Source organism: uncultured Kiloniella sp., assembly GCF_937128705.1.
Taxonomy (GTDB): Bacteria; Pseudomonadota; Alphaproteobacteria; order Kiloniellales; family Kiloniellaceae; genus Kiloniella.
This window is the reverse complement of record NZ_CAKZMP010000351.1, coordinates 1-18,298: the sequence shown is the minus strand read 5'-3', so window position 1 is coordinate 18,298 and position 18,298 is coordinate 1. Positions and strand designations below refer to the sequence as shown.

Here is an 18,298-nt window from a genome sequence, read left to right as displayed (position 1 = left end):
TACCAATCAGTGATCGGATAACTGCCGGAAGTCACGTTCGGGAAACACTTCGCAAAGGCACCGCAGCAAGAATTTTTACAGGTGCCCCTATGCCGCTGGGTGCAGATACAGTACTGATGCAGGAAGACTGTCGCCTTGTGGGAACCGATGAAGTCTCAATACCCCTTGGTATCAAGCCGGGATCGAACAGGCGTTTTGCGGGCGAAGATGTCGAAAAAAGCTCTGTCATTCTTCATGCCGGTCGCACAATACGCCCCCAAGACATGGGCCTTATCTCTGCGGTTGGCATATCAAAAATCAAGGTCCACAAATTACTTCGCGTTGCCTTTTTCTCGACGGGGGATGAGCTTAGAAATCCCGGCACGCCATTAGACAGCGGTCAGGTTTATGATTCAAATCGCTATACAATAAACGGCTTGTTAAAAAATCTTGGCTGCAACGTAACCGATCTTGGCATACTTCCGGATAAAGCCGACCTGATCCACAAAGCCTTGGAAAGCACAGTGAACCGCTATGACCTTGTGCTGACATCAGGCGGTGTCTCTGTGGGGGAGGAAGATCATGTAAAGCAAGTTGTCGAATCTTTGGGCTCACTCCACGCCTGGCGGTTGGCGATCAAACCCGGCAGGCCAGTTGCTCTTGGACAAATAGGATCAACGGCATTTGTCGGGCTTCCCGGAAACCCTGTGGCTGTCATAGTCACCTTCTCGAACTTTGTTCGCCCTTTGATCAACCTGTTGTCCGGAGCAGAAAATACGCCCCCCAAAACCTTCCCTGTTATTGCGGCTTTTTCTCATAAAAAAAAGAAGGATCGCAAAGAATGGGTGCGGGTTCATCTGAAAGAAAACCTTGAAGGCCATTGGGAAGCACATAAATATCCCAAAGAGGGCGCTGGCATTCTTTCATCAGTCTGCCATTCAGATGGTTTTGCCGTTCTTGATGAAGACCTATTATCTATCAAACCCGGAGACACAATCTCCTACTTGCCTTTTAACGAGATCGCGTTATGAAAATTCTCTATTTTGCATGGTTAAGAACTACTATCGGCAAATCCACCGAAGAGATTACACCGCCAGAAACTGTTAAAACAGTGAGCGACCTACTTGATTGGATGCCTTCTCTTGGCGAGAACTATTCTTCTGCCCTTGAAAAAAGAGACCTGCTTCGGATTGCCATCAATCAGGAATACGCAGATCCAGAACACGTAATTAAACCGGATGATGAAGTCGCACTCTTTCCGCCGGTAACGGGTGGATAGTATGATCAAAGTACAAGAAGAAGACTTCGATGTTGGGCAAGAGATTAAAAATCTAACCCAAGAGAATCATGCTATTGGAGGTGTTGCTTCTTTTCTCGGCCTTGTCAGGGATATTGCCAGCAACGAAGAGATTTCGGCCATGACTCTTGAGCATTATCCCGGAATGACAGAGAAAATGCTTGCTGAAATAGAGGCCGAAGCAAATCGTCGTTGGGAACTTGATGCGAGCCTGATCATTCATCGTTATGGACGCATGGAACCCGGTGAGCAGATTGTCTTGGTCATCACCTGTAGCAAACATCGTAAAGCAGCTTTTGAAAGTTGCGAGTTTTTGATGGATTATCTGAAGACAAAAGCCCCCTTTTGGAAATTAGAAGAAACATCCGAAGGTGGCAAATGGGTTGATGCTCGTGATAGTGATGACACAGCAGCATCTCGCTGGATAGAGACATAAATTCTCAACCTAGGTAACAAAAAACAGCACCGCGCCAATGAAGCGCAGTACTGTTTTTTAGGGTCAATCAGATAGATTTATACAGTAGGCTCACGAACCAATTGATCATAAGCCAGTAAAAGATCCTTTGTGACATCCCCCGGCGTAAATTTATAGCCGCCAATTTCAGAAACAGGCGTCACTTCAACCGCCGTACCGGTCAAAAAGACCTCCTGCGTTTTCGCCAACTCTTCCGGCATAATAGCGCGCTCAATAACGTCATAGCCTTTTTGCTTTGCCAGATCGATCACGGTACGTCGCGTAATCCCATCAAGGAAACAATCTGGTATTGGTGTATGAATTTTCCCATCCTGTACCAAAAAAACATTAGCCCCTGTTGCCTCGGCTATCTGTCCCCGATAATCAAGCATCAAGGCATCATTGTACCCCTTTTCTTCTGCAGCATGCTTTGAGAGCGTTGCAATCATATAAAGGCCAGCAGCTTTGGAATGAACAGGTGCGGTAACCGGATCAGGACGACGCCACTCTGCAAAATCCAGACGAATACCTTTCAGACGATCTTCAGGAGAGAAATAAGATGGCCACTCCCAGGCTGCAATTGCGACATGTATCCGGGATTTTTGGGCTGAAACAGCCATCATCTCACTTCCGCGCCATGCAACAGGACGGAAGTAGCCATCAACAATATTATTGGTATCCATGACTTCTTGCGCAGCTTGATGAAGCTCTTCAACGGTATAAGGAATATCAAATCCGAGAAGTTTTCCTGAATTGATCAGGCGTTCATGATGCTCCTGCCGTTTGAAGATGCGGCCATTATAAGAACGCTCCCCCTCAAAGACGCTGCTACCATAATGAAGGCCATGGCTTAGAATATGAACTTTGGCATCCCGCCAAGGAATAATTTCACCGTTGTACCAGATAGAACCGTCGCGATCATCAAATGGAAGCATAGCCATAGCTTTCGTGTTAAAGGTGGTATAAAGTTCATTTTTTACGTTGTTTCCACTACTTGTTCGCAACACCGCTGAGTAAAGCAAAGGAAGAAACGTAATATTATTACGATTAAGTGCGAACAATTGACACTTTCGACTGTTCGCATTGAAAAACAGATAATACTAATTCGATAGATAAGTCAACATGACTGACATAAAATCCGAACCTAATCCCCTTTTTCTTCGTACAGATGAAATCATGCAGGCAATTGAATTGCTGTTTTTTGCATATAGAGATTTCACAGGGGAGCCCGATGAACTACTTGCAGAATATGGCTTTGGGCGTGCTCACCACAGGGTAATACATTTTGTTGGTCGCAACCCCGGCATAACCGTTAGTGAACTGCTCTCGATTCTTCAAATTACGAAGCAATCATTGTCTCGCGTCCTTTCTCAACTGGTGGCAGAAGGTTTCATCAAGCAGACCCCGGGGGAAATAGACCGACGGCAACGACTTCTTGAACTGACGGAAAAAGGGACTGAATTGGACGAAAAGCTTTTTAATGTCCAGCGGCAACGGATCGTCAAAGCTTATAAAGAATCCGGTGCAGAAGCTGTTGCTGGATTCAGATCAGTTCTAATGAATATGATGGAAGAAAGTGACCGTCCCCGTTTCACCCCAAAACCAAAGCGTCCATCTAGCCGACGCTAAAAGACTGCACAATAATTCAATCTCAATATACACTTGGCTTCAAATTAAGATCTGTGAATACAATTTCGACGCGCTATACTGTAATACATGAATGATTTTAACCCACATTTATTGGTCGTAGATGACGACACCCGGCTTCGGGAGCTCCTTCAGAAATTCCTGACGGATCAAGGTTTTATGGTCACCGCAGCCTCTAGCGCAGAAGAAGCCCGATCAAAGCTGGCATCTTTATCATTCGACCTCTTGATACTGGACATCATGATGCCGGGGGAAAGTGGGTTAGAACTTACAAAATCCCTCAGGAAAAAGGATGATGTCCCGATACTTCTCTTGACCGCAATGGGCGAAACAAACGATAGAATTAGCGGACTTGAAGTCGGGGCCGACGACTATCTTTCCAAACCTTTTGAGCCGAGGGAACTTGTTCTGCGCATAAATGCAATTCTAAAACGCATACAAACCGCTGCGCCGGCCACAGAACTCCCGACAGAAAATGTTATTTTTGGATCGTTCAGGTTTGATGTTCGGAAATCTCAGCTGTGGAACAATGACGAGTACATCCACCTAACAGACGTCGAGGCGGCTCTTCTAAAAACCTTGGCCCAGCAAGCCGGGATAGCTGTGGGTCGCGATGAGCTTATCGAGGATGGATCCGAACTTGCCAATACACGAAGTGTCGATGTTCAAGTAACCCGCTTACGGCGAAAAATAGAACAAGATCCGAAATACCCGAGGTTTCTTCAAACAATCCGCGGTGTCGGATACATTTTGAAAACGGATTAAATGACCAGTACGCCCGCCAAAGAATCATATATGGATGAAGAAGACGCGCTTCCCCAAAAAAAGAAACGCCCCTTCTTTTTAAAGCGGTATCTTCCCAAATCACTTCTTGGGCGTTCTTTAATCATTATTGTTACACCGCTTCTACTTGTTCAGGCCATTTCGGTCTGGGTGTTTTATGATCGGCACTACGAAACAGTAACGAAACGTCTGGCACAAGGCATTGCAGGTGATATCGCAACCTCTATCCTTCTATTGAAAGAAGCAGAAACACCCTACGACAAAGCGAATATTTTTCAGCTTATGCAAAAAACTGCAGGGCTATCCCTCACGCTGCATCAAGGTATCGAACTACCACCAGTCAATTGGAAACCTGGCTGGTCAGTTTTAGAACGCCGACTTGATCAGGCTATTCACGATCAACTTCTTAAAAACCTGAATGAAAATTATCGATACGACATAGATACAACAAGTCTAGTTGATCAGGTGAAAATACAGATCGAGATTGAAAACGCAGTATTATTGGTCCTCGTGCCAAGTAAACGCCTTTTCTCATCGACAACTTATCTTGTGATTCTGTGGATGGTTGGATCATCTGTCATAACCTTTGGTGTTGCCGTGATCTTTATGCGAAATCAGGTTCGGCCGATACAGCGCCTTGCCCGGGCCGCGGAAAGCTTTGGCAAAGGCAGAGACGTTAAAGGCTTTAAGCCCGAAGGAGCAACAGAAGTCAGACAGGCATCAGGGGCCTTTATTCGAATGAGGTCGCGAATAAAACGGCAAGTGGAACATCGCATGGCGATGTTGGCCGGTGTCAGCCATGATCTACGAACCCCACTTACCAGAATGAAGTTACAGTTGGCTATGACCGGGCAATCAGAAGATACAAAGAACCTTCAGACCGACGTTGCCGAAATGGAAAAAATGATCGAAGGCTACCTTGCCTTTGCAAGAGGCGAAGGACACGAACAAACGGCCTCATGTAATGTATCTGCCCTTCTAAAAGGACTGATGCAACAGCTGAGTTTTAGCAACAACCCCATCGATCTGCATATTGAACAGGAAATCAATATTCAGCTCCGCCAAGAAAACTTTAAACGCGCCATCAGCAATCTTGTCACAAACGCACAACGTTACGGAAGCCACGTTATGGTTTGTGTCCGGAAAAGATCAAAAGATGCGGACGAGCTTCTGGAAATAACAATTGATGATGACGGCCCGGGAATTCCAGAAGAACACAGGAGAGATGTTCTCAAGCCCTTCTTTCGTCTGGAACAGTCCCGAAATCAGGCAACAGGCGGTGTTGGCTTAGGCCTCTCTATCGCCAACGACATTATTAGTAACCACGGCGGTGATCTTTCCTTGGAAGACGCTCCCGGTGGTGGACTACGGGCCAGAATTTCTCTTCCATTTTAAGCCCGTTTTCTTTTTTGCTCACAGCAGGACAATGCTTAGTGCATTCGGCTACCGTTTGGCACCTTGTGATCGGGGGCGAGCAAAACAATGCCTCCCTTGTCATCAGAAGCTCCCAGCACAAGAATTTCTGACATAAATTTACCTATCTGGCGCGGAGGAAAGTTTACGACAGCCATAACCTGCCGCCCAATGAGCGTTTCTGGCATATAGTGATCTGTGATTTGAGCAGATGATTTACGAACACCGATCTCATCCCCAAAATCGACCCAAAGCTTGATCGCTGGCCGACGAGCCTCTGGATAAGGCTGGGCATCGACAACAGTCCCGGCCCGAATATCAACTTTAAGAAAATCATCAAATGTCAATTCGTTACTCATACAACTTATTCCCTCAATAGATGGAGAGAAATAATTATACGCAACGCATTGAAAGGCAAGAAAGACTCAGTAAAAAATACTAGGCCGCTTTCTCTTTATTCCTCAGAACGCCCGACCTTGTACAACGTCGCGCCATCATATCCAGCCGCCCCAGAACTTTATCTAGTTTGACCATCGTTTTGCCCAAGTCGTCGCTGTCGTCATGTAACCAGGATTGAAGGGCAGCAAGATAGGCGATTGAAAAGGCTTTCACCCTCACGACGCCTCTGATCCCTGATGTCGATATCCCCGCGGCTTCCAACATCAAAGGCATTGAGCGCCGAAGGTTACAAAGGAACAACAGTGCTGCCACCGGATCTCTACGGCTATCTTTGGCAATAGCTTTGATGCCTTCTTTGAAAGGCGCCAGTGCATCAAACCTGTTCATACAAATCTCAAACAACCTATCTTTCGCGGGCTGCCGCAGGTCGTCGGTATCGCATTCGTCGAGAACACCCTGATCTGCCTGTTCAGATATAAACCGCAATATAGAGCTCTTCGAGGGAAAAATCTGATGCAGATCAGATAGCGATACTTTTGAGGCAACTGCGATTTCAGCAAGAGATAACGTGGCCCACCCCGTTTCGACAGCTAAAGACATCGCTGTCGAAACGATATGTTGGGGTATTTCTGATTTTTTCATCACTACTCTCCCCACAATGAAGATACGTCTAATATATAGGGAAGAAAGATAAAATTAAAAGGCAACTGACCTAAGCGCAAACCCTGAACTCAAAGGCAGGTTTCAATGTTCAAGACAGCTCTTTACTTCTTTTTGCAGCAGCCGCTACAGTCTTGCTCATCACAGGTTGTAAACCATCATCAGCCATAAGAACATTCAGGCCCGCTTGAGTTGTGCCGTTCGGGCTGGTGACATTGATACGTAACTGACTAGGACTATCATTAGAAAGCCTGAGAAGTTCTCCTGCGCCAGATACAGTTGTATCCGCGAGTTTACGTGCCAAATCATTTGGTAATCCCGCATCGACACCAGCTTGTGCTAGGCATTCTGCGAGATAAAAAATATAGGCCGGTCCGCTACCTGAAACCCCTGTAACGGCATCAATCTGGCTTTCATCCTCAAGCCAAGCGGTCTCGCCAACGGCGGCCATAAGTTCTTCACAAACTTTAGCCTGCTCTTTACTAACATTCTGATTTGCATAAAGCACTGTCATCCCGCGCGAAACGGCGGCTGGCGTATTTGGCATCGTCCGCACGATAGCAGTATCAGCACCTAAATGTTTCTCAAAAAATGAAATTTGTTTTCCGGCAATAACCGAAAGGATTACAGCTCCCTGTTCTGCATAGGGATGATAGCTCGTAATTGTCGCGTTGATCATCTGTGGTTTAACAGCAAAAAGGATATAATCTGGGCTGAAGGATCCACTAAGTTCTTCAAGCGTCTCAACAGCCTGAACCCCCTGTTTGACAAAGGGCTGCATGTAAGCGGCCTTTGCCGAAGGATCAATGATAGCGACTTGAGATCCAACCAGGCCACGGTCCAACCACCCTTGCAGCATTGCGCCACCCATCTTGCCACAACCAACAAGCAGCAAGGTACCATCGTTAAGCATATTTAAGCGTCCTATTCCATAAACTTTACGAATAGAACTCTACGCTTCTCCTGCCGTATCCATCAAGGCAAGATCTACGGCATTTAGTTCGGAATCCCCCCCAGAGGATACCAACTGGATCGCAGGGATAAGACGATCCCACTCTGCAACTGCGGTCGCGACCAGATCTTCAGTTTGATCCTGAGAGAAACCATCTTGGCCTCTTAGCGGTACTGTATGTCGATACGCAGGCCCCCCAGTTTCAGGTACGAGATCAAAATGCCCAAGCCATAATTGATTGTTGACAGAAATCAACAACTCGCAAATACGACTTTTGGCCAACTGCGGGATAATAACTTCACCATGACAGGCAAAAAACATCGCCTGTAATTCACTTTGCCATTGAAAATGAAGATGAAGAGGCCCCCAATGTCCTTCAATCACAGCTAACAGCTCGAAATCACTCTCGCGCTCGAAATCCCAGTTATAATCTAGGATCCACTCTTCGATAGCATCAATGGGATTGAAAGGTAGTCGCTCATTCGTAGTTTCTGAGTTCATTGCACTAACCCCTCACTAAGTATAGTTGAGCAAGATACAATAGCTACCGCCACAATCCATATATTGAATTAATGTGACAGAATACTACCAAATATAGTGTGACACAGAACGAATCTTGGGATCAAGAAAAAAGATAAAATAAAAGCCCGAACATTGTCCGGGCTTTTGTCATACTATAATCGAACTCACAGATTACTCAGAAATATATTTATTCCAGATCCATGAGTTTCAGACCTAGGGAAATTCAGAATCAGGGAAATTCTAGCCTAAGAATTCTAGATAACGATGAAGTTAATCAGATTTCTTAGGGGCAGCCTTTTTAGCTGTCGTCGATTTGGGGGGCGTTTTTGCCGCCCCTTCCAACTTTGCCAACCGAGCTTCCAGTGCCGTAACCTTTTCGGCCAGATCTTCACTTTCTTCCCGTGCCTTGACAGCAACGGCTTTCATGACATCAAATTCTTCGCGGGGCACAACATCCATTTGAGAGATAATGCGTTCAAACTGTTCACGAATCCGCGCTTCGACTTCCCCTCTCATTCCAGCGGCCGCCCCCATAGCGCTACTAGCAACTTTGGCCAGATCATCAAGGATACGATTTTGAGTTTGCATGTTTCTGCCTTTCATACTGTAAGTCAGGTCAAAAGACCTCAAAACGACTCACATTTTTGACTTTATTTGAGCCTAATATGGCTCTTTGATCGCCCGGCTTCAACCTTGTTCATTATCCTTTAAACAAAGTTATCAAAAAATATACTTAAAATATCGATGCAAAAGCTTCTCTATGCCTTCTCAAAAGCATATATAGGGAGGCAGAAGATATATCACGAAAGGCTTCAAGCATGTTTCTCGTTACTGGCGGCGCTGGTTTTATTGGTTCAAACCTCGTTGCATCCCTTGTCGAACAAGGTAAATCCGTTGTCGTCAGCGACTGGCTTGGTCATGACGACAAATGGCGTAATCTGGCAAAACATGAGCTTGAAGATATTATAAAGCCCGAAGCACTACCTGCGTTTTTAGCTGAAAATGCTGATAAGCTCGAAGGTGTTTTTCATATGGGAGCCATTTCGGCGACGACCGAAACCGACGGTGATGCTCTTATGGAAAACAACTTTAAACTCAGTAAAGATCTTTGGCATGTCTGCGCAAAACATAGCGTGCCTTATATATATGCGTCATCAGCAGCGACCTATGGCGGCGGAGAACACGGTTTTGATGACGAAGAAGATATCGCGCATCTGGCCAAACTCCAGCCCCTGAACGGCTATGGTTGGAGTAAGCAGCTCTTTGATCGCTGGGTTGCCCGCCGTGTGGCGAATAAAAACCCGCAACCACCACAATGGGCTGGTCTTAAGTTTTTTAACGTCTACGGTCCAAACGAATACCATAAAGGTGGGCAAGCAAGCGTTGCTTTCCATCTTTTTAATCAAGTCACGTCCGGAGAAGCTGCAAAGCTGTTTCAATCACACCACCCAGACTATTCTGATGGCGGCCAATTGCGTGATTTTATTGCTGTGGAAGACTGTGTTCGGGTCATGATGTGGTTAAAAGACAACCCAACAGCAAGCGGCTTGTTTAATGTTGGAACGGGTCAGGCAAGATCTTTTGTAGATTTGGCCCGGGCTGTATTTTCGGCCATGGGCCGTAATGAAAATATAAAATATGTCCCAACGCCTGAAAATATTCGCGATAAGTACCAATACTTTACCGAAGCTCGCATGAGTAAACTTAAAGAAGCCGGGTACGATCATCCCTTCACATCGCTAGAAGAAGGCGTTCAGCGGTACGTCACAGAATTTCTTGCACAGGAAGACGCCTACAAATGACACAAGAACTGGTCTTCGCGGCTCTCACCTATCCAGAAATAGACCCCATCGCAATCAGCTTGGGTCCCTTGGCAATCCGCTGGTATTCGCTCGCTTATATATTCGGTATCATTCTTGGCTGGCGCTATTGCCGCTGGCTCTGCTTTCAGGCCCCAAGGCAATTACGGCCAATTGCCATGGATGATTTTATCGTCTGGGCAACACTCGGGATCATTCTTGGGGGCAGGTTAGGTTACGTTCTTTTCTATAACTTCACATACTTCCTCTATAATCCGCTTGAAATCTTTGCCGTTTGGCAAGGCGGGATGAGCTTTCATGGCGGTCTGCTCGGCGTCATCACGGCAATGGTACTGTTCGCGCGGAAAGAAAAAGTACATTTCCTTGCCCTTGCCGATATTATTGCCTGTGCGACACCAATCGGTCTGTTCTTTGGCCGTCTGGCAAACTTTATCAATGGCGAGCTTTTTGGGCGCGTTACGACCGCTGAAATTGGTATGGTGTTTCCGAACGGGGGGCCTCTACCTCGTCACCCAAGCCAACTTTATGAAGCGGGCCTTGAGGGGCTTACCTTACTTTTAATTCTCTATCTTGTTGCCCGCGCTGGCGGTCTTCGTCGCCGGGGACTCACAGCGGGATTGTTCTTGGTTGGATACGGCCTCTCACGAACAGTTGTCGAATTTTTTAGAGAACCAGATGCCCATATCGGCTTTCTCTTTGCTGAAATAACAATTGGTCAGCTTTTATCCTCTCCCATGATACTAATCGGCATTGGTCTTGTTGCTTTCGCTCTTCGCCAACCTTTCCAACCAACTGGGCCAGAGTTCAAACCTGAAGACATTTCCCCTAAAGAAGCGGATAAGGCAGCAAAAAAGAAAGCTTCATCGAATAAAAAATGAGTACAGCACCAGATAAAAAGTCACTTTTTGAAAGCTTTCGCCGGCGCATAAAACTCGAAGGTGCGATAACTGTTGCCGACTATATGGCTGATGTTCTTATTGCCCCAACCCATGGGTATTATATGTCGAATGAGCCCTTTGGCACAGACGGAGATTTCATAACCGCCCCTGAAATAAGTCAAATGTTCGGTGAACTCATCGGCTTTTGGTGCGCAGATACCTGGTACAACATGGGTGGCCCGACTAAAATCCACCTGATTGAGATGGGACCAGGGCGCGGCACGCTCATGAGCGATGTCATGCGCGCCGCTGCAATGGTGCCCGGTTTTCATCAAGCGGTAAAAATCCACCTGATTGAAGTCAGCCCAAAGCTTCGAAAAAAACAAAAAGAAGCTCTCAGTGGATATGATGTCAGTTGGTATGATGACTTAACCGACCTTCCCAATGGACCCAGCATATTCATAGCCAATGAGTTTTTTGACGCCCTCCCTATTCGTCAATTTGAACGTTCGCCCAAAGGTTGGTGCGAGCGATTAATCACCTTGGACGAAGATGAAACAGGTCTTGTCTTTACGCTTTCCCCTCCCTCAAAATCCATTGAAACGATTATCCCTCAAGAGCTGGTAGGTAGTCATGAGGGTGCAGTCGTTGAACTTTCATCTATAGCGGCTAACGTTTCGGCCCAAATATCTCACCATATTGTCAAACACGGCGGGGCAGGCCTTTTCGTAGATTATGGTTGGGCAATACCAACTGCAAAGCCGAGTTTGCAAGCTGTCCGCAATCACAAAAAGCACGATGTCCTACAGGAACCCGGCACAGCCGACCTTTCAGCCTTTGTTGATTTCCCCACCCTAAAAAAATCAGCGGAAGCAAATGGGGCTTCTGTCCATGGCACAATAAGCCAAGGGGATTTTTTACGAAGCCTTGGAATAGAACAACGCGCCGAAATGTTACGTCTAAATGCAGATGATAAGCAGGCTATTGATATCACTGCAGCCGAACATCGTTTGACTGATCCCAGTCAAATGGGAAACCTCTTTAAAGTGATGGCCCTCACACCCCCGGATCAACTGACACCTGCTGCATTTCCAGAACAAAAGGAAGCGTCATGATAAAAAGCCCCGCACTTGATCAACACAAGGGCATCAAACATGGCTTTCTCACTCGACAGGATGGTGTCAGCCAAGATCTTTATGCGTCGCTTAACTGCGGGTATGGTGCAGATGAAGCGAATGAAAATGTAACGAAGAACAGAGCCATTGCGCTTGAGCGCATGGGTTCTCCACAAGCAAAACTTGTCACGGGTTATCAGATTCATTCCGCAAATGTGGAGATTGTCAAAGCTCCGTGGAATTGCCCCGAAGATGCCCCGCAGGTCGATGCCTTGGTAACAGATCAGCCAGAGATCGCATTAGGTATTATGACCGCAGATTGCGCCCCTGTTCTATTTGTAGACCCTGATGCCCAGATTGTCGGTGCAGCACATGCAGGCTGGCAGGGTGCAATCAAGGGAGTAACCGACAGTACAATTGATGCAATGGAAAGCCTGGGTGCAACCAAATCAAATATCTACACGGCAATTGGCCCCTGTATTGCGCAAGCCTCTTATGAAGTTGGCGCTGAGTTTGCAAACCGCTTCTTTGAAGATACCGAAGATAACATGACCTACTTCATCCCCTCACCGAGAGAAGGGAAATTTCTTTTTGACCTTCGCCAGTATGTCGGGGACAGATTGAAAAAATCCGGTGTAAAACAGGTGTCTATTTCAAAGAATGATACCTATGCTGAAGAGAGCCTCTTTTTCAGCTATCGCCGATCTTGCCACAGAAAAGAAGCTGACTATGGCAGGGGCATATCCATTATATCTCTGGAGGGAACAAACTGATGCCACATCTTATTCTCTTCTTTTTAATGTGTATTCTCGGCATCCTCGCGACTTGCAGCTTTATGTGATTACTTATCTGGCACTGATATCCATGCTTTTTTCCCATAACACAATCATATGATAAAGCTTCTCCCTCTACTTTTCATTGCCTTGATAACGGCTTGCGGCCCCTTACCGCGTCCCTTCATGGCACAGGAGCCAGATAGTAATCCGCTTTTGAAATTAGAGAACACGCGCCCTCTTGCCGTAGAACCACCAATTTTTGCATTACAGGAAACAGGTATTGAGCTAACAGACCTAACCATTTGGGCGCAGGATAATCTGAGCCAAGCTCTCAGAGATCAAAATCTACCCGCAGCAAACTACGCTTTTGCCTCAAACAGTTTACACCTTTACAGCAGCTTTGAGGCAGAAACCATCAGTGAAGATCAAGTTGTTATCAGTCTAAAAATAGGTGTTGCAGAAACTACCAATCCTAACCAATTTTTGATAGAGTCAGAGGAACGGACAACGATCCCCTCGATACATCTAAAAAAAGACTCAAAGCCTATTTTAGCGGAAATCATCAAAAGAGCCTCCCAAAACGTCAGTCTCAAAATTTCGCAACTTGATCAGGAAACAGGCCCTCAGCCTCAAATTACAGATTATGTTCACATTCAGCTTTTTTCTTTATCCGATCGCCTGGACGACAGAACCAAGAAGATACTGGAAAATGAACTAAGAGCATCATTTCAGCTCAGAAAACTCTATCTAACCCGCAGGGCAACAGAAGATTCTGCCTACAAGCTCAGCTTGGAAATAGAACTCTCGAAACAAGCCGAACAAGGAATACTGTCCTTACTCTGGATTCTTGAAGATAGTACAAGCGGAGAAGAAATCGGGCAAATAAGCCAAACGAACCCGGTACCTAACATTCCTCTTTCGCGAATACTGATTCCTGCCTCGGAAGCAATTTCAGAGGGAACAGCCATAGGAATCAAGGACCTACTGCAACAAAAGAGTCTTCAAAATCAAACTGTTCTGAAATAACAAAGAAATGAATCTTTATGGGCGTTTACAGAAAAGACTGAGATTGCTAAGTTCCGCCCGTCCAATATGAAAACTGCCGACAAGTCATATGTTATGGCTTGTCCAGCCTAGCCGGGGATTTTGGCGTGAAGATCTTAACGGGTAACAGCAACCGACCATTGGCCGAGGCCATTTCTGCATATTTAAATCTACCACTGACCAAAGCATCAGTGCGACGGTTTTCTGATGAAGAAGTTTTTGTGGAGATCCATGAAAACGTGCGCGGTGAAGATGTATTTATTATTCAACCGACATCCTATCCCACCAATGACAACCTTATGGAACTCTTGGTAACGATAGATGCTTTAAAACGCAGCTCAGCGAGCCGTATAACAGCCGTAATGCCATACTATGGCTACGCGAGGCAGGATCGTAAATCCAGCCCCCGTACACCGATTTCGGCCAAGCTTGTTGCGAACCTAATTCAAACTGCCGGCGCGGATCGCGTTCTAACCATGGATCTCCATGCAGGACAGATTCAAGGTTTCTTTGACATTCCGACTGATAATCTTTTTGCAGCACCAGTCTTCATAAAAGATATTCAGGAACGTATGTCCAAAGGGCCTTTGACCATTGTATCGCCTGATGTCGGTGGTGTTGTCCGAGCCAGAGCCATTGCCAAACGCCTTGATGCTGATCTGGCAATCATCGACAAACGTCGTGAAAAAGCTGGCGTTTCAGAAGTTATGAACATCATTGGCGATGTAAAAGGTCAACGTTGTATTCTTATCGATGACATCGTGGATTCGGCTGGAACCCTCTGTAATGCTGCTGGTGCTCTTAAAGATGCCGGCGCCACAGCTGTATCAGCTTACATTTCTCATGGTGTTCTATCTGGCGGTGCCGTTGCACGTGTTACGGCTTCTCCACTTGAAGAACTTGTAACGACAGATTCAATTCAAGCGACAGAAGCTGTTCGTGTTGCACACAACATGCGTCAGATTTCTGTTGCTCCACTTATGGGCGAAGCAATGCGCCGTATAAGTGATGAGCAATCAGTATCCTGTCTATTTGACTGAATACCGCTGATTACTGCGGATTGATTTGACGAATAGCTTTCGTCCGTATACAACACGGGCGAATTCTCTGGCTCAGCACCCCTGGAGGCTGGTCAGTTACTGCAACGGCGGAGCAAATGCTCTGCCGCTGTCATTTTACTTTTGGAGACTAAAATGAGTGATATCACAAAAGTGAGCGCAACAGCTCGCGATAGAGCCGGCAAGGGGCCCGCTCGTGCCGCTCGTCGTGCAGGTCTGGTTCCTGCCGTCATCTACGGTGCAAAAAAAGACCCTGTTATGATTAACTTGGACCCACGTCCAATTACGAAAGAGTACAACTCTGGTCATTTCGGTACCCGTCTTTGGGAAATCGAAGTTAATGGCAAAAAAGAGCGTACACTTCCACGTGACATTCAATTGCATCCCGTAACAGACATGGTTGAACACGTTGACTTCCTTCGCGTTTCTGCGAAGACGTCCGTAAACGTTATGATTCCTGTACACTTTATCAACGAAGAAAATTGTCCCGGCCTTAAGCAGGGCGGCGTTCTTAACGTTGTACGTTACGACATCGAACTTTCTTGCCGCGCAGATCATATTCCAGAAAATATCGAAGTTGATATGGCTGGTATTGAACTGGGTGACAGCGTTCACATTTCTTCCGTTACACTTCCAGACGGTACAGAGCCAGTAATCTCTGATCGTGACTTCACAATTGCAACGATTGCTGTACCTAGCTCTGTTAAATCTGCGAAAGCTGATGACGAAGGCGATGCAGAAGAAGTTGCTGGAGAAGAAGCTGCAGCAGCTACTGAAGAGTAAGATATCTCTCTTTTGATCTGAAGCTAGAGGTTAAACTGACATGCTATTGTTTGTAGGTCTCGGTAATCCAGGTCAGAAATACGAGAATAACCGACACAACATCGGTTTTATGGCGGTGGACGATATTGTCCACCGCCATAATTTTTCGCCTTGGCGTTCGCGTTTTCAGGGCAAAACTTCTGAAGGCAGGATCGGTACAGAAAAAGTTCTAATTCTCAAGCCAGAAACCTATATGAATGAATCTGGTCGGGCTGTTGGCGAAGCAATCCGCTTTTTCAAAATTGATCCCGAAGATGTCTTTGTCTTTTATGACGAGCTTGATCTTGCACCGGGTAAGCTCCGCATCAAAAAAGCGGGTGGATCTGGTGGCCACAATGGCATCAAGTCAATAGATGCTCACATTGGTAAAGAATACTGGCGCTTGCGCATGGGTATTGGTCACCCTGGGCACAAAGAACGTGTTACCGGTCATGTCCTTGGCGACTTTTCAAAGACAGATCAAGATTGGCTCGGCAAAGAGATTGATGCCATTTCACGGCACATAGATCTTCTTGTGAAGGGTGACAGCCCAGGATTTATGTCAAAGGTCGCCCAAGATGTTACACCACCGAGGTCAAAAAAAGTACCCGCACAAAAAGCATCTTCTGAAGCCCCCACAAGGGATCAAAACGCGCCTAAAACAGCAAAGCCAGAAACAACCAAAGCTGACTCGGACATCAAAAATAACAAAGACGGATGGCAATCGACCTTGGCTAACTGGTTCAGTAATAGTAAAACCCCCCAAGATTAATAATACATTTAGTCATTGGCTGATTAAACAAACAACTGTTCTCGATATCGTACACCACGCCTTCGCGAGAACCATAGTGAAAGGGAATACCCATGGGTTTCAACTGCGGCATCGTCGGCTTGCCGAACGTAGGCAAATCCACGCTTTTTAATGCGCTAACTGAAACAGCAGCAGCCGAAGCGGCCAACTATCCTTTCTGCACCATTGAACCAAACGTCGGACGTGTTGCGGTACCTGATCCTCGTTTGGATAAGATTGCAGCCATTGCCAGTTCGCAAAAGATCATTCCGACACAGCTTGAGTTTGTTGATATTGCCGGTCTTGTCCGTGGTGCCTCCAAGGGTGAAGGCATGGGGAACGAGTTTCTTGGAAACATCCGTTCCGTTGATGCCATTGTTCACGTTTTGCGCTGCTTTGATGGTGAAGTAACCCACGTAGATGGATCAGTTGATCCTGTACGGGATGCCGAAACAGTCGAGACCGAGCTTCTTATTGCCGATCTTGAATCTGTTGAAAAACAAATCACATCGAATGCAAAGCGGGCGAAAGGCGGCGATAAAGAAGCCAAAGCCAAGCTTGAAGTTCTCACCATCGTTGGTGACGTTCTTCAAGAAGGGAACCCGGCAAGAACAGCAGATATTTCTTCTGATCAACGCGACATTTATAACCAACTTCAGCTACTGACTGCGAAACCAGTTCTCTATGTTGCAAACGTCGAAGAAGAAAATGCTGCAACCGGAAATGATTATTCCAAGAAAGTAGAAGAAATGGCCGCGGCCTCTGGCGGTGTGAGCGTTATTATTTCTGCGGCAATCGAAGCCGAAGTTGCCTCCCTTTCCGATCAAGAAGAAAAGACAGAGTTCTTGGCCGACCTCGGCCTAGAAGAGACAGGTTTGAAAAGAATTATTGCAGCCGGGTATGGTCTCCTCGGCCTTCTGACATTCTTTACTGTTGGCCCCAAAGAAGCACGGGCGTGGACAGTTGTCGACGGATCAACGGCCCCAAATGCAGCGGGCGCTATTCACACGGACTTTGAACGTGGCTTTATTCGTGCCGAAACCATTGCCTATGATGATTACATCGAATGCAGTGGCGAACAGGGTGCGAAAGATGCCGGAAAAATGCGTGCGGAAGGAAAAGAATATATCGCGAAAGATGGTGATATATTCCACTTCCGTTTCAACGTGTAACAAATCACCATTCAAAGAATCCAGATTACTAAAAAAGGCGGAAGATCATACCGCCTTTTTTAGTGTCTGAGATTAGGACCATAACATCCTCTGGACTACCAGTATTCTGGATAAGACCTGTTTCGCGACAAATTGTTAGTGATCAAACCGACAAACAAAATAATCAGCGCACCACTTAATACCGGTGTGAAGACAAACGACCAATCAGCCCCTTCGAGCATAATCACAAGCGGTGTCGCCCCAGCTGGCGCATGCAGTGTTCGCGTTAGCTGCATAAAGGCAATCGCAGTTGCAACAGCCACCCCCATTGAAAACCAGTTTGCCCCAAGCGCTTCAAGGACAAGCAACCCTATTAATGCTGCGATCAGATGGCCAAGGACGAGACTACGCGGTTGAGCCAAGGGACTATTAGGCACCCCGAAGACTAGCACACAACTTGCCCCAAATGGCGCCATAAAAAACAGAGCTCCAGCCTGGTCAGATAGCCACGCGATAGCACCAATCGCAACCATTGCCCCAAGCCAACTCCACCAAATATGGCTAACACTCGGAATAGCAGGAACAGCTGCCCCTCTTCCCCGATACTTCGTAAGGTAATTTTTCATCACATAGACCCAAATTTTATCCAAGGCTGGATATAAGGCAAGTATACCGATCGTTCTATTTTTATATTGTTATCGCATCATCAGATTTACGAATTGAAGGGATAACCTAAAAAAGAAAGAATGTTATTAGAGT

22 protein-coding genes are annotated in these 18,298 nt (G+C 46.3%); 15 read left to right on the top strand and 7 right to left on the bottom strand.

Features of this window, described 5'->3' with window-relative positions; genetic code table 11:
• The 3 genes from Q0241_RS17855 to Q0241_RS17845 form a co-directional block, all read left to right on the top strand.
• On the top strand, nucleotides 1–1,010 hold a 1,010-nt coding region (locus Q0241_RS17855), incomplete at its 5' end, for a molybdopterin molybdotransferase MoeA (protein WP_299380196.1).
• Nucleotides 1,007–1,258 (top strand): molybdopterin converting factor subunit 1, encoded by a 252-nt coding sequence (gene moaD / locus Q0241_RS17850; RefSeq protein WP_299380194.1) that lies wholly within the window; start codon nucleotides 1,007–1,009, stop codon nucleotides 1,256–1,258. The genes Q0241_RS17855 and moaD, both read left to right, overlap by 4 nt.
• 1 nt (nucleotide 1,259) lies before the next feature.
• Nucleotides 1,260–1,712 carry a molybdenum cofactor biosynthesis protein MoaE gene (locus Q0241_RS17845; RefSeq protein ID WP_299380192.1) on the top strand — a complete coding sequence of 151 codons (453 nt, stop codon included), beginning with the start codon at nucleotides 1,260–1,262 and terminating at the stop codon, nucleotides 1,710–1,712.
• Nucleotides 1,713–1,789: 77 nt separating this feature from the next.
• Here the strand turns inward: Q0241_RS17845 and Q0241_RS17840 are convergent, their stop codons facing one another.
• Entirely contained in the window at nucleotides 1,790–2,671 is an 882-nt protein-coding gene (locus Q0241_RS17840) for a branched-chain amino acid aminotransferase (protein ID WP_299380189.1), read from the bottom strand.
• Between the two features lie 181 nt (nucleotides 2,672–2,852).
• Here Q0241_RS17840 and Q0241_RS17835 point away from each other — a divergent pair, with 181 nt between their 5' ends.
• From Q0241_RS17835 to Q0241_RS17825, 3 genes are all read left to right on the top strand, one after another.
• Nucleotides 2,853–3,359, top strand: coding sequence for a MarR family transcriptional regulator (locus tag Q0241_RS17835; RefSeq protein ID WP_299380186.1), 507 nt, complete (start codon nucleotides 2,853–2,855; stop codon nucleotides 3,357–3,359).
• Between the two features lie 87 nt (nucleotides 3,360–3,446).
• Entirely contained in the window at nucleotides 3,447–4,142 is a 696-nt protein-coding gene (locus Q0241_RS17830; protein WP_299380183.1) for a response regulator, read from the top strand.
• Nucleotides 4,143–5,555, top strand: coding sequence for an ATP-binding protein (locus tag Q0241_RS17825; RefSeq protein ID WP_299380181.1), 1,413 nt, complete (start codon nucleotides 4,143–4,145; stop codon nucleotides 5,553–5,555). It begins immediately after the preceding gene.
• A gap of 35 nt (nucleotides 5,556–5,590) precedes the next feature.
• Here Q0241_RS17825 and Q0241_RS17820 read toward each other — a convergent pair whose 3' ends face one another.
• The 5 genes from Q0241_RS17820 to Q0241_RS17800 form a co-directional block, all read right to left on the bottom strand.
• Nucleotides 5,591–5,932 (bottom strand): tRNA-binding protein, encoded by a 342-nt coding sequence (locus Q0241_RS17820; protein ID WP_299380178.1) that lies wholly within the window; start codon nucleotides 5,930–5,932, stop codon nucleotides 5,591–5,593.
• Between the two features lie 79 nt (nucleotides 5,933–6,011).
• Nucleotides 6,012–6,614: a TetR family transcriptional regulator gene (locus Q0241_RS17815; protein ID WP_299380175.1), complete on the bottom strand. Its 603-nt coding sequence runs from the start codon at nucleotides 6,612–6,614 to the stop codon at nucleotides 6,012–6,014.
• A gap of 109 nt (nucleotides 6,615–6,723) precedes the next feature.
• Entirely contained in the window at nucleotides 6,724–7,545 is an 822-nt protein-coding gene (gene proC / locus Q0241_RS17810) for a pyrroline-5-carboxylate reductase (RefSeq protein ID WP_299380172.1), read from the bottom strand.
• A 39-nt stretch (nucleotides 7,546–7,584) separates the two neighbouring features.
• A complete protein-coding gene (locus Q0241_RS17805) occupies nucleotides 7,585–8,085 on the bottom strand; it encodes a YbjN domain-containing protein (protein ID WP_299380170.1) in 501 nt (166 codons plus the stop codon).
• A 291-nt stretch (nucleotides 8,086–8,376) separates the two neighbouring features.
• A complete protein-coding gene (locus Q0241_RS17800) occupies nucleotides 8,377–8,694 on the bottom strand; it encodes an accessory factor UbiK family protein (protein ID WP_299380168.1) in 318 nt (105 codons plus the stop codon).
• A gap of 230 nt (nucleotides 8,695–8,924) precedes the next feature.
• Between Q0241_RS17800 and rfaD the strand changes: the two genes are divergently transcribed.
• From rfaD to ychF, 9 genes are all read left to right on the top strand, one after another.
• Entirely contained in the window at nucleotides 8,925–9,908 is a 984-nt protein-coding gene (gene rfaD / locus Q0241_RS17795; RefSeq protein ID WP_299380165.1) for an ADP-glyceromanno-heptose 6-epimerase, read from the top strand.
• On the top strand, nucleotides 9,905–10,804 hold the full coding sequence (gene lgt, locus Q0241_RS17790; protein WP_299380164.1) for a prolipoprotein diacylglyceryl transferase: 900 nt from the start codon (nucleotides 9,905–9,907) through the stop codon (nucleotides 10,802–10,804). The genes rfaD and lgt overlap by 4 nt, the downstream gene beginning before the upstream one ends.
• Entirely contained in the window at nucleotides 10,801–11,919 is a 1,119-nt protein-coding gene (locus tag Q0241_RS17785) for an SAM-dependent methyltransferase (RefSeq protein WP_299380161.1), read from the top strand. The genes lgt and Q0241_RS17785 overlap by 4 nt, the downstream gene beginning before the upstream one ends.
• Entirely contained in the window at nucleotides 11,916–12,692 is a 777-nt protein-coding gene (gene pgeF / locus Q0241_RS17780; protein WP_299380158.1) for a peptidoglycan editing factor PgeF, read from the top strand. Before Q0241_RS17785 ends, pgeF begins: the two co-directional genes overlap by 4 nt.
• Before the next feature lie 117 nt (nucleotides 12,693–12,809).
• Nucleotides 12,810–13,721, top strand: a complete 912-nt coding sequence (locus tag Q0241_RS17775; protein WP_299380155.1) for a hypothetical protein — start codon at nucleotides 12,810–12,812, stop codon at nucleotides 13,719–13,721.
• A gap of 125 nt (nucleotides 13,722–13,846) precedes the next feature.
• Complete coding sequence (locus Q0241_RS17770; RefSeq protein ID WP_047762369.1) at nucleotides 13,847–14,779, top strand: ribose-phosphate pyrophosphokinase; 933 nt, start codon at nucleotides 13,847–13,849, stop codon at nucleotides 14,777–14,779.
• A 153-nt stretch (nucleotides 14,780–14,932) separates the two neighbouring features.
• Complete coding sequence (locus Q0241_RS17765; RefSeq protein WP_299380150.1) at nucleotides 14,933–15,580, top strand: 50S ribosomal protein L25/general stress protein Ctc; 648 nt, start codon at nucleotides 14,933–14,935, stop codon at nucleotides 15,578–15,580.
• 40 nt (nucleotides 15,581–15,620) lie between these two features.
• Complete coding sequence (gene pth / locus Q0241_RS17760) at nucleotides 15,621–16,370, top strand: aminoacyl-tRNA hydrolase (protein WP_299380147.1); 750 nt, start codon at nucleotides 15,621–15,623, stop codon at nucleotides 16,368–16,370.
• A 92-nt stretch (nucleotides 16,371–16,462) separates the two neighbouring features.
• Nucleotides 16,463–17,560, top strand: a complete 1,098-nt coding sequence (gene ychF, locus Q0241_RS17755; protein ID WP_299380144.1) for a redox-regulated ATPase YchF — start codon at nucleotides 16,463–16,465, stop codon at nucleotides 17,558–17,560.
• A 95-nt stretch (nucleotides 17,561–17,655) separates the two neighbouring features.
• On the opposite strand, the gene Q0241_RS17750 is transcribed toward ychF, so the two are convergent.
• Nucleotides 17,656–18,165, bottom strand: a complete 510-nt coding sequence (locus Q0241_RS17750; protein ID WP_299380141.1) for an HPP family protein — start codon at nucleotides 18,163–18,165, stop codon at nucleotides 17,656–17,658.
• Between the last annotated feature and the right edge of the window lie 133 nt (nucleotides 18,166–18,298).

Bases quoted from the DNA above. Each gene is read 5' to 3' on its own strand.
- moaD (WP_299380194.1), top strand. From the start codon at position 1,007: ATGAAAATTCTCTATTTTGCATGGTTAAGAACTACTATCGGCAAATCC.
- Q0241_RS17845 (WP_299380192.1), top strand. From the start codon at position 1,260: ATGATCAAAGTACAAGAAGAAGACTTCGATGTTGGGCAAGAGATTAAA.
- Q0241_RS17840 (WP_299380189.1), bottom strand. From the start codon at position 2,671: ATGGCTATGCTTCCATTTGATGATCGCGACGGTTCTATCTGGTACAAC.
- Q0241_RS17835 (WP_299380186.1), top strand. From the start codon at position 2,853: ATGACTGACATAAAATCCGAACCTAATCCCCTTTTTCTTCGTACAGAT.
- Q0241_RS17830 (WP_299380183.1), top strand. From the start codon at position 3,447: ATGAATGATTTTAACCCACATTTATTGGTCGTAGATGACGACACCCGG.
- Q0241_RS17825 (WP_299380181.1), top strand. From the start codon at position 4,143: ATGACCAGTACGCCCGCCAAAGAATCATATATGGATGAAGAAGACGCG.
- Q0241_RS17820 (WP_299380178.1), bottom strand. From the start codon at position 5,932: ATGAGTAACGAATTGACATTTGATGATTTTCTTAAAGTTGATATTCGG.
- Q0241_RS17815 (WP_299380175.1), bottom strand. From the start codon at position 6,614: ATGAAAAAATCAGAAATACCCCAACATATCGTTTCGACAGCGATGTCT.
- proC (WP_299380172.1), bottom strand. From the start codon at position 7,545: ATGCTTAACGATGGTACCTTGCTGCTTGTTGGTTGTGGCAAGATGGGT.
- Q0241_RS17805 (WP_299380170.1), bottom strand. From the start codon at position 8,085: ATGAACTCAGAAACTACGAATGAGCGACTACCTTTCAATCCCATTGAT.
- Q0241_RS17800 (WP_299380168.1), bottom strand. From the start codon at position 8,694: ATGCAAACTCAAAATCGTATCCTTGATGATCTGGCCAAAGTTGCTAGT.
- rfaD (WP_299380165.1), top strand. From the start codon at position 8,925: ATGTTTCTCGTTACTGGCGGCGCTGGTTTTATTGGTTCAAACCTCGTT.
- lgt (WP_299380164.1), top strand. From the start codon at position 9,905: ATGACACAAGAACTGGTCTTCGCGGCTCTCACCTATCCAGAAATAGAC.
- Q0241_RS17785 (WP_299380161.1), top strand. From the start codon at position 10,801: ATGAGTACAGCACCAGATAAAAAGTCACTTTTTGAAAGCTTTCGCCGG.
- pgeF (WP_299380158.1), top strand. From the start codon at position 11,916: ATGATAAAAAGCCCCGCACTTGATCAACACAAGGGCATCAAACATGGC.
- Q0241_RS17775 (WP_299380155.1), top strand. From the start codon at position 12,810: ATGATAAAGCTTCTCCCTCTACTTTTCATTGCCTTGATAACGGCTTGC.
- Q0241_RS17765 (WP_299380150.1), top strand. From the start codon at position 14,933: ATGAGTGATATCACAAAAGTGAGCGCAACAGCTCGCGATAGAGCCGGC.
- pth (WP_299380147.1), top strand. From the start codon at position 15,621: ATGCTATTGTTTGTAGGTCTCGGTAATCCAGGTCAGAAATACGAGAAT.
- ychF (WP_299380144.1), top strand. From the start codon at position 16,463: ATGGGTTTCAACTGCGGCATCGTCGGCTTGCCGAACGTAGGCAAATCC.
- Q0241_RS17750 (WP_299380141.1), bottom strand. From the start codon at position 18,165: ATGAAAAATTACCTTACGAAGTATCGGGGAAGAGGGGCAGCTGTTCCT.